General features: G+C 72.2%; 12 protein-coding genes and 1 pseudogene. 6 read left to right on the top strand and 7 right to left on the bottom strand.

Features of this window, described 5'->3' with window-relative positions; genetic code table 11:
• A pseudogene (locus tag ACFWAR_RS33975) lies at positions 1 to 243 on the bottom strand (hypothetical protein); the annotation flags it as partial.
• Complete coding sequence (locus tag ACFWAR_RS33970) at positions 240 to 1,232, bottom strand: aldo/keto reductase (protein ID WP_385785773.1); 993 nt, start codon at positions 1,230 to 1,232, stop codon at positions 240 to 242. The gene ACFWAR_RS33970 and the pseudogene ACFWAR_RS33975, both read right to left, overlap by 4 nt.
• Before the next feature lie 121 nt (positions 1,233 to 1,353).
• Here ACFWAR_RS33970 and ACFWAR_RS33965 point away from each other — a divergent pair, with 121 nt between their 5' ends.
• Positions 1,354 to 2,403, top strand: a complete 1,050-nt coding sequence (locus tag ACFWAR_RS33965; protein ID WP_385785770.1) for an LLM class F420-dependent oxidoreductase — start codon at positions 1,354 to 1,356, stop codon at positions 2,401 to 2,403.
• Between the two features lie 205 nt (positions 2,404 to 2,608).
• On the top strand, positions 2,609 to 3,433 hold the full coding sequence (locus tag ACFWAR_RS33960; RefSeq protein ID WP_385785767.1) for a ferritin-like domain-containing protein: 825 nt from the start codon (positions 2,609 to 2,611) through the stop codon (positions 3,431 to 3,433).
• On the opposite strand, the gene corA is transcribed toward ACFWAR_RS33960, so the two are convergent.
• Positions 3,411 to 4,403 (bottom strand): magnesium/cobalt transporter CorA, encoded by a 993-nt coding sequence (gene corA, locus ACFWAR_RS33955; RefSeq protein ID WP_385785765.1) that lies wholly within the window; start codon positions 4,401 to 4,403, stop codon positions 3,411 to 3,413. The genes ACFWAR_RS33960 and corA overlap by 23 nt on opposite strands.
• 54 nt (positions 4,404 to 4,457) lie before the next feature.
• Here corA and ACFWAR_RS33950 point away from each other — a divergent pair, with 54 nt between their 5' ends.
• The 4 genes from ACFWAR_RS33950 to mshC all read left to right on the top strand — a co-directional run bounded on the left by ACFWAR_RS33950 (position 4,458) and on the right by mshC (position 8,161).
• Positions 4,458 to 5,192 carry a histidine phosphatase family protein gene (locus tag ACFWAR_RS33950; RefSeq protein WP_385785762.1) on the top strand — a complete coding sequence of 245 codons (735 nt, stop codon included), beginning with the start codon at positions 4,458 to 4,460 and terminating at the stop codon, positions 5,190 to 5,192.
• A gap of 94 nt (positions 5,193 to 5,286) precedes the next feature.
• On the top strand, positions 5,287 to 5,877 hold the full coding sequence (locus ACFWAR_RS33945) for a DUF3090 domain-containing protein (RefSeq protein WP_385785759.1): 591 nt from the start codon (positions 5,287 to 5,289) through the stop codon (positions 5,875 to 5,877).
• Positions 5,841 to 6,800: an SCO1664 family protein gene (locus tag ACFWAR_RS33940; RefSeq protein ID WP_385785776.1), complete on the top strand. Its 960-nt coding sequence runs from the start codon at positions 5,841 to 5,843 to the stop codon at positions 6,798 to 6,800. The genes ACFWAR_RS33945 and ACFWAR_RS33940 overlap by 37 nt, the downstream gene beginning before the upstream one ends.
• Positions 6,801 to 6,931: 131 nt before the next feature.
• Positions 6,932 to 8,161, top strand: coding sequence for a cysteine--1-D-myo-inosityl 2-amino-2-deoxy-alpha-D-glucopyranoside ligase (gene mshC / locus ACFWAR_RS33935; protein WP_385785756.1), 1,230 nt, complete (start codon positions 6,932 to 6,934; stop codon positions 8,159 to 8,161).
• 124 nt (positions 8,162 to 8,285) lie between these two features.
• Here mshC and ACFWAR_RS33930 read toward each other — a convergent pair whose 3' ends face one another.
• From ACFWAR_RS33930 to ACFWAR_RS33915, 4 genes are all read right to left on the bottom strand, one after another.
• Entirely contained in the window at positions 8,286 to 9,290 is a 1,005-nt protein-coding gene (locus tag ACFWAR_RS33930; RefSeq protein WP_385785754.1) for a PAC2 family protein, read from the bottom strand.
• Positions 9,291 to 9,413: 123 nt separating this feature from the next.
• Positions 9,414 to 11,021, bottom strand: coding sequence for an FAD-dependent oxidoreductase (locus ACFWAR_RS33925; protein WP_385785752.1), 1,608 nt, complete (start codon positions 11,019 to 11,021; stop codon positions 9,414 to 9,416).
• Between the two features lie 39 nt (positions 11,022 to 11,060).
• Positions 11,061 to 12,587, bottom strand: coding sequence for a glycerol kinase GlpK (gene glpK / locus ACFWAR_RS33920; protein ID WP_385785749.1), 1,527 nt, complete (start codon positions 12,585 to 12,587; stop codon positions 11,061 to 11,063).
• A gap of 77 nt (positions 12,588 to 12,664) precedes the next feature.
• Positions 12,665 to 13,447 (bottom strand): MIP/aquaporin family protein, encoded by a 783-nt coding sequence (locus ACFWAR_RS33915; RefSeq protein WP_385785745.1) that lies wholly within the window; start codon positions 13,445 to 13,447, stop codon positions 12,665 to 12,667.
• Between the last annotated feature and the right edge of the window lie 127 nt (positions 13,448 to 13,574).

The raw sequence follows: 13,574 nt of genomic DNA, 5'->3' as shown, positions 1-13,574 counted from the left end.
GCCGTCGGCCGCCGGCTCCGCGTCCGCGGCGGGCTCCGCGGCCGCGTCCGCGGCTCCGGCGTCGCCGTCGTCGCCCGCGCCGGAGCGCGCGCCGTCGTCCGCGGTCCCGTCCGCCTCCGCGGCCGCGCCGGAATCCGCGTCGGCTTCCGCCCCGGCCTCCGCTTCCGGTCCGGCGTCGACCTCCGCGTCGGCGGGGGCCTGCGCCACCGGTTCGGTCGGCGGGTCCGTGCGGTCCGTACTCACAGCGTGCTCCAGTCAGGATCGGGATAGCGGTGCACGGGCGCCGAGACGTCGTCCAGCGCGCGGCAGATCTCCTCCGGAAGACTAAGGGCCTCCACCGACAGGGCCGCCGCGAGCTGGGCCGGGGTACGGGCCCCCACGATCGGGGCCACGACCCCCGGGCGGTCGCGGATCCACGCCAGGGCCACCTGGAGCGGGGTCACGGCCAGCCCGTGCGCCGCCGTCGCCACCGCGTCCACGATCCGGCTCGCGGCGTCGTCCAAGTAGGGTTCCACGAAGGCGGCCAGGGTCTCCGAGGCTCCCCGGGAGTCCGCGGGAACCCCCTCCCGGTACTTGCCGGTCAGTACCCCGCGCCCCAGCGGGGACGAGGGCAGCAGGCCGACGCCCAGGTCCAGCGCCGCGGGCAGCACCTCCCGTTCCAGGCCCCGCTGGAGCAGCGAGTACTCCATTTGGGTGCAGGCCAGCGGCGTCCTGACGCCCGGCGCGGCCCGCTGCCACGTCGCCGCCTTCGCCAACTGCCAGCCGGAGAAGTTCGACACCCCCACGTACCGCGCCCGCCCGCTGCTGACCGCGAGGTCCAGCGCGTGCAGCGTCTCCTCCAACGGGGTCCAGGGATCGAAGGCGTGGACCTGCCAGAGGTCGACGTGGTCGGTGCCCAGGCGCGCCAGCGAGTCGTCCAGCGCCGCCAGCAGGTGTCCGCGCGAGCAGTCGAAGCGGCGGTCCGGATCCGCCACCCCGCCCGCCTTGGTGGCGATCACCAGGTCCCGGCGCGGCACCAGCCCGTCCAACAGGCGCCCCAGCAGGTACTCCGCCTCGCCGTCCCCGTACACGTCGGCGGTGTCGACGAGGGTGCCGCCCGCCTCCCAGAAGGCCTTCAGCTGCTCGGCGGCCACCTCCTCGTTCTGGCCCCCGGCCGAGCGGCCCCACGTCAGGGTGCCGAGGCCGATCCGGGACACGCGCAGGCCGGTGCGGCCGAGATGCCTCTGCTCCATGAGCGCTGAGCGTACTGCGGGACGCCGCAGGCACTGACGGATGGTGGCCCGGCGCGCTAGAGTCCCGGGGACAGCGACGTTACTCATCAGTACAGACGTGTACCGGCTTAAAGGGGACGACATGCGGCTCGGCATCAATCTCGGCTACTGGGGCGCGGGCATGGACGCCGACAACCTGGCCGTCGCCAGGGAGGCGGACCGCCTCGGCTACGACGTGTGCTGGGCCGCCGAGGCCTACGGCTCCGACGCCCCGACCGTCCTGGCCTGGGTCGCCGCCCAGACCGAGCGCATCGACATCGGCTCCGCGATCCTCCAGATCCCGGCCCGTCAGCCCGCGATGACCGCGATGACCGCCGCCACCTTGGACTCCCTCTCCGGCGGACGCTTCCGCCTCGGCCTCGGCGTCTCCGGCCCGCAGGTCTCCGAGGGCTGGTACGGCGTGAAGTTCGACAAGCCGCTGGCCCGCACCCGCGAGTACGTCGAGATCGTCCGCAAGGCCATGAGCCGCGAGCGCCTCACGCACGACGGCGAGCACTGGACCCTGCCGCTGCCCGGCGGCCCCGGCAAGCCGCTCAAGCTCACCGTGCACCCCACCCGCGAGCACATCCCGCTCTACATCGCGGCCATCGGCCCCAAGAACCTGGAGCAGACCGGCGAGATCGCCGACGGCGCCCTGCTCATCTTCCCGGCCGCCGAGCACCTGGAGGCCACCGCCCTCACCCACATCCGGGCGGGCCGCGAGAAGGCCGGGCTGACCATGGACGGCTTCGACGTCTGTCCGACGGTCCCGCTCGCCGTGGGCGACGACGTGAACGCCCTCGCCGACATGTTCCGCCCCTACACCGCCCTGTACGTCGGCGGCATGGGCAGCCGCAAGCAGAACTTCTACAACCAGCTCGCCCAGCGCATGGGCTACGAGAAGGAAGCCGTCGAGATCCAGGACAAGTACCTGGCCGGCGACAAGACGGGCGCGGCCGCCGCGATCCCGCACTCGCTGATCGACTCGACCACCCTGCTCGGCTCCGTGGAGCGGATCGCGGACAAGATGACGGCCTACGCCGAGGCCGGGGTCACCACCCTGACGCTGGCCCCGGCCGGCTTCACCCTGGACGAGCGGCTCACCGCCCTGCGCGCCGGCACCGAGGCCCTGGAGCGGGCCGGAATCGCCTAGCGCGCCGGGGCCGGGGGCCGGGAGGAAGTCTGCGGCCGTGGTGGGGGCTCGGGGGGTCTTCCCCGCCACGGCCGACACAGCGAACAACGCGCCGGGGGCCCGGTGGGTTACGCCCCCGGGGCTACCCCTTCGGGCTACCTACGGTTGCCCGCACCCGGGATCGGGACTTGAGTGAAGTCCCGCTTCCCCGGAGGTGTTCCGTCCCATGCTCTCTGCCCGCAGCCTGTTCCGGGAGATCCTCGAACACGACGACTCCTTCCAGCTGTTCTGTTCCATCGCCGCCAGCGGGGAGTCCCAGGGCGGGTGGGAGAACGCGCGGATCGCGGCGCTGGTGCCCGACGGCATGCGCACCCTCGCGCCCCGGATCGTGCGGCACGGCGCCGACGAGGACAAGCACGGGCGGATCTTCCACGCCCTGCTGCGCCACCGGGGACTGCACGCCGTCACCGTCCCGGCCGACACCGACTACACGATGAAGCTGGAGCGGCTCGGCATCGGGCTCGCCCACGAGAAGCTGCGCCGCGCCGAACCGCTGACCGAGCGCGACATCGTCGTCTACCTCGCCCACAGCCGGGTCACCGAACAGCGCGCCGCCGACCAGATGGGGCTGCTCGTGCGCCACTTCGGCGACCACCCCGAGATCGGCCGGGCCGTGCGCATGATCAGCGCCGACGAGGACAACCACCTCGCCTACTGCCACGAGGAACTCCTGCGCCTGGCCGCCGCCGGCCACGGACGCACGATCCAGCGGGTGCTGCGGCAGAGCGCCCTGGCCGAGATCACCGTCTACCGCGACGTCAGCCTCGCCGTGATGGCCCACATGGGCCGCCTGCTGCGCTGGCCCGCGGCCAAGTCCGCCGCGCTCGCCGCCGGGATCCGCTCCGTCCACGCCTACGAGCGCTTCGCGGGCTGGCACCGCATGGTGGACCTGCGGATGCCGGAGCACCGCGACGCCCTCGGCACCGGCAGCGGCCCCGGTGCGGGCCGGACCCACCAGGTCGTGGTCCCTACAGCCAGCCCCGCCGCTTGAACATGCGGTGCAGGCCCACGCACAGCAGCGCCATCACGATCAACACGCCCGGATAGCCCCACGCGTGCGTCAGCTCCGGCATGTGCTCGAAGTTCATCCCGTAGATCCCCGCGACCATCGTGGGCACCGCCGCCATCGCCGCCCACGCCGAGATCTTGCGCATGTCGTCGTTCTGCCGGACGCCCATCTGCGCCAGGTGCGCCGCCAGCGCGTCCGAGAGCAGCCGGTCCAGGCCCTCGATGTACTCGTTCGCCTTCGTCAGGTGGTCCGAGACGTCCCGGAAGAAGGGCCGCGAGTGGTCGTGCACGAAGGGCACGCTCCCCGAGGCCAGCCGGTCCATCGGCTGGAGCAGCGGGCTGGTCGCCCGCCGGAACTCCAGCACCTGCCGCTTGAAGCCGTAGATCCGCGCCGCCGTGTTCTTCGCGTCCGAGGGGTTCGGCGAGAACACCTCGGCCTCCAGCTCCTCCAGGTCCGCCTGGAGCTCCGCCGCCACGTCGATGTAGTGGTCCACCACCGCGTCGGCCACCGCGTACAGCACCGCGGTGGGCCCGTGCTTGAGCACGTCCGGTTCCTGTTCCAGCCGGCGCCGCACGGTGGTCAGCGCCGCCCCCTCGCCGTGCCGCACCGTCACGACGAACGAGTCGCCGATGAAGACCATCAGCTCGCCCGTGGTCACCGTGTCCGTGGCGTCGTCGTACAGGACCGGCTTGAGGACGACGAAGAGCGAGTCGTCGTAGACCTCCAACTTCGGCCGCTGGTGCGCCGTGAGGGCGTCCTCGACGGCCAGCGCGTGCAGTCCGAACTCCCGGCTGACGTGCTCGAACTCCTTCGCCGACGGCTCGTGCATGCCGACCCACAGGAAGGCGTCGCCGGCGGCCCTGGCCTCGGCCAGGGCGTCCGAGAAGTCCTCGGGTCCTTCGGTACGGCGGCCGTCCCGGTAAATCGCGCAGTCCACAATCACCCGGGGCATTCTTCCCTGACCCGGCCCCGGCCGCACACCACGCCGACCGCTTACCCTGTCCGCATGGCCACGCTGATCCTCGTACGACACGGGCGGTCCACCGCCAACACCGCAGGGCTGCTCGCCGGATGGACCCCCGGCGTCGAGCTGGACGAGCGCGGCGCCGAACAGGCCGCCGCGCTGCCCGGCCGCCTCGCGGACCTGCCGCTCGCCGCCGCCGTCACCAGCCCGCTGGAGCGCTGCCGCCAGACCCTCGCGCCGCTGCTCGCCGCCCGGCCGGAGCTGCCGCTGCACCCGGACGAGCGGATCGGCGAGTGCCACTACGGCGACTGGTCCGGACGCAAGCTCTCCGAACTGTCCGACGACCCCCTGATGCGGATCGTCCAGCAGCACCCGTCGGCCGCCGCGTTCCCCGGCGGCGAGTCCATGCGCGCCATGCAGGCGCGCGCCGTGGACGCCGTCCGCGAGTGGAACGCGCGCATCGACGAGGAGCACGGCTCCGACGCCGCGTACCTGATGTGTTCCCACGGCGACATCATCAAGTCGCTCGTCGCCGACGCCCTCGGGATGCACCTCGACCTCTTCCAACGCATCCACGTCGACCCGTGTTCGATCACCGCGATCCGCTACACGCCGACCCGCCCGTTCCTGCTGCGGCTCGGCGACACCGGGGAGTTCGGCGGGCTCGGCGCCCGGCCCGCGCCGGATCCCGCCGGGGAGGGGGCGCCGCAGGGCGCGGACAAAGGCGCCGAAGACGGCGGGAACGCCGTCGTGGGGGGCGGCGCGGGCGCTGCGTGATCGAACGGCGCAGTAGGGTGGACTGGCCCCGATACATCAGCACAGACACACGTGCGCAGACCTCCCCCTGCCGCAGAGAAACCGGAGACTGGACGTGCCCCGTCAGGTGTTCCTCTACGACCCGCCGGACCGCTTCGTGGCCGGCACGGTCGGCCTGCCCGGACGTCGGACCTTCTTCCTCCAGGCTTCCACCGGCCCCCGCGTGACCAGCGTGTCCCTGGAGAAGACCCAGGTCGCGGCGCTCGCGGAGCGGATGGACGAGCTGCTGGACGAAGTCGTGCGGCGCACCGGGGGCAATGCCCCGGTACCCGCCGTGGCCTCCGCCGAGGCGGCGGACACGGCCCCCCTCGACGTACCCGTCGAGGAGGAGTTCCGCGTCGGCACCATGGCCTTGGCCTGGGACGGCGAGGAACAGCGCATGATCGTCGAGGCGCAGGCCCTGGTGGAACTCGACGCGGACTCGGACGAGGACCTCGCCGAGGCGGAGGAGCGGCTGCTCCAGGACGAGGAGAACGGCCCGCCCATGCTGCGGGTGCGGCTCTCCGGGGCGCAGGCCCGCGCCTTCGCCAAGCGGGCCCTCGACGTGGTCAACGCGGGACGCCCGCCGTGCCCGCTGTGCAGCCTGCCCCTGGACCCCGAGGGGCACGTCTGTCCGCGGCAGAACGGTTACCGGCGCGGGGCGTGAGCGCGATGGGGGACGACGTGACAGGGGAGAACCGGCCGGACGACCGGCAGGAGCAGGGGCGCGAGCAGCGGACCGAGGCGCTCCTCGACGTGCTCGCGCGCGGTGAGCTGACCGTCCGGGGGCGGATCCGCGAGGCGTCCAACGCCGTCCTGCTGTGCACCGTGACCCACGACGGGGTGAGCGTGGACTGCGTCTACAAGCCCGTCAAGGGCGAGCGGCCGCTGTGGGACTTCCCCGACGGCAACCTCGCCCAGCGCGAGCGCGCCGCCTTCCTGGTCTCCGAGGCCACCGGCTGGGGCCTGGTACCGGCGACCGTGCTGCGCGACGGGCCGTACGGCGAGGGCATGGTCCAGCACTGGATCGAGGCCGCGGAGCCCGCCGAGGACGCCGATGCCGAGGACGCCGACGCCGACGCCGCGCGGGCCGAGGGCCCGGCCGGGGCGAACCTGCTCGCGCTGGTCGACGGCGAGGAAGCGGGGGAGGGCTGGAAGCCCGTCGCCCTCGCCGACGTCGGCGAGGGCCGCACCGCCCTCCTCGTGCACGCCGACGACCCCCGGCTGCGCCGCCTCGCCGTCCTCGACGCCGTGATCAACAACGGCGACCGCAAGGGCGGCCACCTGCTGCCCGCCCCCGACGGCCGGCTCTACGGGATCGACCACGGCGTGAGCTTCCACACCGAGGACAAGCTGCGCACCCTGCTCTGGGGCTGGGCGGGGGAGCCGCTCACCGACGAGGCCCGCGCGGTGCTCGCCTCCCTGACCGCCCTGCTGGCCGAGGGAGCGCCCCTCGCCACCCGACTGGCGGAACTGATCACACCGGTCGAGCTGGACGCCGTACGGGGCCGGGTGGCGGACCTGCTGCGGACCGGGGAGCACCCCCGACCCTCCGGGGAGTGGCCCTCGATCCCCTGGCCGCCCGTCTGACCCCGTCCGCCACCGGGCTCCGGGCCCGTACGGACGTACGCACACAACCGGCCGGACCGCAAGGGATCCGATCACGCCAAGAGCGCAGGTCCGGTTCGTTTGAGGAACACCCGTCCGGTTAGGCTCGATGCATGCATGCCTGGCCCGCTTCTGAGGTCCCCGCCCTTCCTGGCAAGGGCCGCGACCTCCAGATCCACGACACTTCGACTCAGGGGAAGGTCACCCTTTCCCCCGGTCCCGTCGCCCGTATCTACGTCTGCGGAATCACCCCGTACGACGCGACCCACATGGGTCACGCGGCGACCTACAACGCGTTCGACCTCGTGCAGCGCGTGTGGCTCGACACCAAGCGGCAGGTGCACTACGTCCAGAACGTGACCGACGTGGACGATCCGCTCCTGGAGCGGGCCCTGCGCGACGGCCACGACTGGACCGAGCTCGCCGAGCGCGAGACCGCCCTGTTCCGCGAGGACATGACCGCCCTGCGGATGCTCCCGCCGCAGCACTACATCGGCGCCGTCGAGGCCATACCCGGCATCGTGCCGCTCGTGGAGCGGCTGCGGGACGCGGGCGCCGCCTACGAGCTCGACGGCGACACCTACTTCTCGATCGAGTCCGACCCGCACTTCGGCGGGGTCTCGCACCTCGACGTCGAGGCGATGCGGCTGCTCTCCGCCGAGCGCGGTGGCGACCCCGAGCGCCCCGGCAAGAAGAACCCGCTCGACCCGATGCTGTGGATGGCCGCCCGCCCGGGCGAGCCGAGCTGGGACGGCGGCTCGCTGGGCCGCGGCCGGCCCGGCTGGCACATCGAGTGCGTCGCCATCGCCCTGGACCACCTGGGCATGGGCTTCGACATCCAGGGCGGCGGGTCCGACCTCGCCTTCCCGCACCACGAGATGGGCGCCTCGCACGCGCAGGCCCTGACGGGCGAGTTCCCGATGGCCAAGGCGTACGTGCACGCGGGCATGGTCGGGCTGAACGGCGAGAAGATGTCGAAGTCCAAGGGCAACCTGGTCTTCGTCTCGGCGCTGCGGCGCTCCGGGGTGGACCCGGCGGCGATCCGCCTGGCCCTGCTCTCGCACCACTACCGGTCCGACTGGGAGTGGACGGACGGCGTCCTCGCCGATGCGGTGGCGCGGCTGGAGCGGTGGCGTGCGGCGGTGTCCCGGCCGGACGGTCTCCCGGCCGACGCGCTGGTGGAGGAGGTCCGCGAGGCCCTTGCGAACGACCTGGACGCGCCGGCGGCGCTTGCGGCCGTGGACCGCTGGGCGGACGCCCAGATCGCCTCCGGCGGCTCCGACGAGGCCGCGCCCGGCCTGGTCTCGCGCACGGTGGACGCCCTGCTGGGCGTGGCCCTCTGACCCTGGTCGGCCCCGACCGGACATGACCGCGGCCCCCACCCTCCCGGGTGGGGGCCGCGGTGCGTCCGGATCCCCGGCCCGCCCGGCGGTCGAGGGCAAGACCAGCCCGCCCGGCGATTGAGGGCTACGGGGTCGGGGTGTCCGGTGGGGTGTCGTCCGGGGGCGGGGGGTCGACCGGGTCCTCGCCGGAGGCGTCCGGTTTGCGGCGCGGGCCTTTCGGTCGACCGCTCGACGGGTCGCGCAGGTACGAACCGTCCCCGGGGTCGCCCGCCACGGCGGGCCCCGGCCCACCGTCCCGTCGCCGCAGGTACCGCTCGAACTCCCGGGCGATGGCCTCCCCGGAGGCCTCCGGGAGGTCCGCCGTGTCCCGCGCCTCCTCCAGCGTCTGGACGTATTCCGCCACCTCGCTGTCCTCGGCGGCCAGTTGGTCCACGCCCACCTGCCACGCCCGCGCGTCCTCCGGGAGTTCGCCCAGCGGGATGCGGATGTCCAGCAGGTCCTCCAGGCGGTTCAGGAGGGCCAGCGTCGCCTTCGGGTTCGGCGGCTGCGACACGTAGTGCGGCACCGCCGCCCACAGCGAGACGGCCGGAACACCCGCGTGCGTGCAGGCCTCCTGGAGGATCCCGACGATGCCCGTGGGGCCCTCGTACCGGGTCTCCTCCAGGTCCATCGTCCGGGCCAGGTCCGGATCGGACGTCACCCCGCTCACCGGCACCGGCCGGGTGTGCGGGGTGTCCCCGAGCAGCGCGCCCAGGATGACCACCATCTCCACGCCCAGTTCATGGGCGAAGCCGAGGATCTCGTTGCAGAACGACCGCCACCGCATGGACGGTTCGATGCCCCGGACCAGGACCAGGTCCCGCGGCTTGGCGCCGCCCACCCGGACCACGGACAACCGGGTGGTCGGCCAGGTGACCTTGCGCACCCCGTTGTCCAGCCACACCGTCGGACGGTTGACCTGGAAGTCGTAGTAGTCCTCGGCGTCCAGCGCCGCGAACACCTCGCCCTTCCACTCCCGGTCCAGGTGCGTCACCGCACCGGAGGCGGCGTCACCCGCGTCGTTCCAGCCCTCGAACGCGGCCACCATGACCGGGTCGATCAGCTCGGGCACGCCCTCAAGCTCGATCACCCAGGTCTCCTTCCGAAGTTCCTTGCGTACGGGGGCCAGCCTAAGCCTTGGCGGTGTGCCTGCCACAGCCATCGGAAAAGGGGTGGTCCCCGGGACCACCCCTCTTCCCCACCTGCGCGGAAGCTATGCCTTGCGGCTCAGCATCTCCTCGACGCGACCGCGTACCTCGGCGTTGTCGAGACCGCGCACGGTGACCGTCGTACGGCGGCGCAGGACGTCGTCGACCGTCTCCGCCCACTCGTGGTCACGGGCGTAGGCGACCTGCGCCCAGATCTCCGGGCCGTCCGGGTGGATCCGCTCGGCGAGCGCCGGATCCTCGTTGGCCAGGCGCGCGATGTCGAAGGCCAGCGAGCCGTAGTGGGACGCCAGGTGGCGCGCGGTCAGCGGGTCCATCCGCGAGCCCGGGTCCCGGTCGATCAGCAGCCGGTGCGCGACCGCGTTGGGGTTGGCGACACCGGGCAGCGGCACCCGGCGCACCAGGGACTTCACCGGCTCCATGTCGTCCGTCAGCGGGCTACCGGGGAGCTTCGCCAGCTTGTCCATGACCACGCGGCCGATGTGCCGGTAGGTCGTCCACTTGCCGCCGGCCACCGACAGCATGCCCGCGCGGCCCTCGGAGACCACCGTCTCGCGCTTGGCCTTCTCGACCCCGCCGGGGCCGCCGGGCAGCACCCGCAGGCCCGCGAAGGCGTACGTCATCAGGGAGCGGTCGAGGTCGGCGTCCTTCACGGAGAAGGCCGCCTCGTCGAGGATCTGCTCGATGTCGGACTCGGTGGCGCGCACGTCCGCCGGGTCGCCCTCGTAGACCTCGTCGGTCGTACCGAGCAGCAGCTGGTCCTCCCAGGGGAGGGCGAAGGTGATGCGGTACTTGTCGATCGGGGTGGCCATGGCGGCCTTCCACGGCGACTTGCGCTTCATCACGATGTGCGCGCCCTTGGAGAGGCGGATCGACGGCATCGAGTGCTTGTCTTCCATGCGCCGCAGGTGGTCCACCCACGGGCCGGTGGCGTTGAGCACGACGCGCGCGTCGACCCCGAACTCGGTGCCGTCGAGACGGTCCTTGAGCTCGGCGCCGGAGACCCGGCCCTGCGTCATGCGCAGGCCGGTGACCTCGGCGTGGTTGAGGACGACCGCGCCGGACTCGACGGCCGCGCGGACCGTCATGACGGCGACGCGGGAGTCGTTCATCTGGTGGTCGTAGTAGACCGCGACGGCCTTCAGGTTGTCGGTCTTCAGACCCGGGTTGTCGGCGGCGGCACGGGCCGGCGATATGACCTTGCCCATGCCGTCGCCGAAGGCCGAGAGGGCCGAGTACGCGAAGACGCCCGCGCCCAGCTTCGCGGCGCCGACCGGGCCGCCCTTGTACACGGGGAGGTAGAAGGTCAGCGGGTTGACCAGGTGCGGGGCCACGTCCTTGGCCAGTACCCGGCGCTCGTGGTGGTTCTCCGCGACCAGCTTGACCGCGCCGGTCTGCAGGTAGCGCAGGCCGCCGTGGACGAGCTTGGAGGAGGCCGAGGAGGTGGCGCCGGCGAAGTCGCCGGCGTCCACCATGGCGACCCGCAGACCCGACTGCGCGGCGTGCCAGGCCACCGAGGTGCCCAGGATTCCGCCGCCGATGACGAGCAGGTCGTACGTGGCCTTGGCCAGCTGCTCGCGGGTCTCGGCTCGGCTCGCGTGGGAACCGGCGGTCGGGTGCGTTCCCAGCGAGGGAACGCTCTGCAGGGTGCTCATATCTCTCTTAGCTCCTCGTCGATGCGACAGCTGGTGCGGTCAGCTGGCGTCTTCGTCGTCGATCCAGCCCATGGACCGCTCGACGGCCTTGAGCCAGTTCTTGTACTCGCGGTCCCGCTGTTCGGCGGGCATGCGCGGGGTCCACTCCGCCGCGCGGCGCCAGTTGGCGCGCAGGGCGTCGGTGTCGGGCCAGAAACCGACGGCCAGGCCGGCGGCGTAGGCGGCGCCGAGGCAGGTGGTCTCGGCGACCATCGGGCGCACCACGGGGGCGTCCACGAAGTCGGAGAGGGTCTGCATCAGCAGGTTGTTGGAGGTCATGCCGCCGTCGACCTTGAGGGCCGCCAGCTCGACGCCGGAGTCCTTGGTCATGGCGTCGGTGATCTCGCGGGTCTGCCAGGCGGTGGCCTCCAGGACGGCACGGGCGATGTGCGCCTTGGTGACGTACCGGGTGAGGCCGGCGATCACACCGCGGGCGTCGGAGCGCCAGTACGGGGCGAACAGGCCGGAGAAGGCGGGGACGAAGTAGGCGCCGCCGTTGTCCTCGACCGAGGACGCGAGCGTCTCGATCTCGGCCGCGGTCTTGATCATGCCCATCTGGTCGCGCATCCACTGGACGAGCGAGCCGGTGACGGCGATGGAGCCCTCCAGCGCGTAGACCGGCTTCTGGTCGCCGATCTGGTAGCCGACCGTGGTCAGCAGGCCGCTGTAGGAGTTGATGATCTTGTCGCCGGTGTTCATCAGCATGAAGGTGCCGGTGCCGTACGTCGACTTCGCCTCGCCCTCGGCGAAACAGGTCTGGCCGAAGAGGGCGGCCTGCTGGTCACCGAGCGCCGAGGCGACCGGGACACCGGCGAGGACGCCGTCCTTGACGTGGCCGTAGACCTCGGCGGAGGACTTGATCTCGGGGAGGACGTTGAGGGGGACCTCCATCGACTCCGCGATGCGCTCGTCCCACGCCAGGGTGTGCAGGTTCATCAGCATGGTGCGCGAGGCGTTGGTGACGTCGGTGACGTGCACGCCGCCCTCGGCGCCGCCGGTGAGGTTCCAGATGACCCAGGAGTCCATCGTGCCGAAGAGGATGTCCCCGGCCTCGGCGCGCTCGCGCAGGCCCTCGACGTTGTCGAGCAGCCAGCGGACCTTGGGGCCGGCGAAGTACGAGGCGAGCGGCAGGCCCGTCTCGCGGCGGAAGCGGTCCTGGCCGACGTTGCGGCCGAGCTCCTTGCACAGGGCGTCGGTGCGGGTGTCCTGCCAGACCAGCGCGTTGTGCACGGGCCTGCCGGTGTGGCGGTCCCACAGCACGGTGGTCTCGCGCTGGTTGGTGATGCCGACGGCCTTGACGTCGGCCGAGGTGATCTCGGCCTTGGCGATGGCCCCCGCGACGACCTCCTGGACGTTGGTCCAGATCTCGGTGGCGTCGTGCTCGACCCAGCCCGGCTTCGGGAAGATCTGCTCGTGCTCCTTCTGGTCGACGGCGACGATGCGCCCGTCGCGGTCGAAGACGATGCAGCGGGAAGAGGTGGTGCCCTGGTCGATCGCGGCGATGAAGGGGCCGGTGCTGCTGGTCATGGTGGCTGCTCCTGGCAGGTCTGTGAGTAGGCGGAATCAGGGGGCGGTGCGGATCGTGCGCAACGTGCCGGTACTGATCAGGCGAACGCGAGGTTGTACAGACCGCCGGCGAGGGCGGCTCCGGCGAGCGGGCCCACCACCGGGATCCAGGAGTACCCCCAGTCCGAGCCGCCCTTGTTGGGCAGCGGGAGCAGGGCGTGCACGATGCGCGGACCGAGGTCGCGCACCGGGTTGATCGCGTAACCGGTCGGCCCGCCCAGCGAGAGGCCGATGCCGACGACCACGAAGGAGGTGATCAGGACGCCGATGACGCCGAGGCCCTTGCCGTCGTCCTGGAGGCCCTGGGTCAGGATGGCCAGGACCAGGACGGCCGTGCCGATGATCTCGGTGGTGAGGTTCTGGACGACATTACGGATCTCGGGGCCCGTGGAGAAGACACCGAGCACCGGACCGGCCTGGTCGTGCGGGTGCGGGTCCTCGGGGCCCAGCTTGGCGTCGCGGATGTGCTCCGGGTCGGAGAGGTGGACGCGGAACTGGCCGTAGTACGTCGCCCACATCAGCACCGCGCCGAGCATGGCGCCGAGCAGCTGGCCGGCGAAGTACACCGGTACGTCGTTCCAGTCACCGCTCTTGATGGCGAGGCCGACGGTGACCGCCGGGTTCAGGTGGGCACCCGAGAGCGGGGCGGACACGTAGGCGGCGATCAGGACGGCGAAGCCCCAGCCGAACGTGATCGCCAGCCAGCCCGCGTTGCGGGCCTTGGAGCTCTTCAGCGTCACGGCGGCGCAGACGCCTCCGCCGAGCAGGGTGAGCAGGGCGGTACCGATGGTCTCGCCGATGAAGATGTCGGAGCTGGACACCCGCGACTCCTTTGTCAAAAACGTCCATGGGGGCGGAACACCGGGTCCCTCCGGTGGTCCCACGCACTCGGTGAGTGCTGCACCGGTTCCTTGGCCTTGCCACACCCTAACGCGTATTGCCGTTAAG

This window comes from Streptomyces sp. NPDC059917, from assembly GCF_042730635.1.
In the GTDB taxonomy this organism is placed as follows: domain Bacteria; phylum Actinomycetota; class Actinomycetes; order Streptomycetales; family Streptomycetaceae; genus Streptomyces.
Note: the sequence above shows the minus strand (reverse complement) of the source record. Positions and strands in the feature narration are given on the sequence as shown.

Coding starts and splice junctions, on each gene's coding strand:
- mshC (WP_385785756.1), top strand. CDS start 6,932: ATGCATGCCTGGCCCGCTTCTGAGGTCCCCGCCCTTCCTGGCAAGGGC.
- corA (WP_385785765.1), bottom strand. CDS start 4,403: ATGCCCCGGGTGATTGTGGACTGCGCGATTTACCGGGACGGCCGCCGT.
- ACFWAR_RS33970 (WP_385785773.1), bottom strand. CDS start 1,232: ATGGAGCAGAGGCATCTCGGCCGCACCGGCCTGCGCGTGTCCCGGATC.
- ACFWAR_RS33950 (WP_385785762.1), top strand. CDS start 4,458: ATGGCCACGCTGATCCTCGTACGACACGGGCGGTCCACCGCCAACACC.
- ACFWAR_RS33925 (WP_385785752.1), bottom strand. CDS start 11,021: ATGAGCACCCTGCAGAGCGTTCCCTCGCTGGGAACGCACCCGACCGCC.
- ACFWAR_RS33965 (WP_385785770.1), top strand. CDS start 1,354: ATGCGGCTCGGCATCAATCTCGGCTACTGGGGCGCGGGCATGGACGCC.
- glpK (WP_385785749.1), bottom strand. CDS start 12,587: ATGACCAGCAGCACCGGCCCCTTCATCGCCGCGATCGACCAGGGCACC.
- ACFWAR_RS33960 (WP_385785767.1), top strand. CDS start 2,609: ATGCTCTCTGCCCGCAGCCTGTTCCGGGAGATCCTCGAACACGACGAC.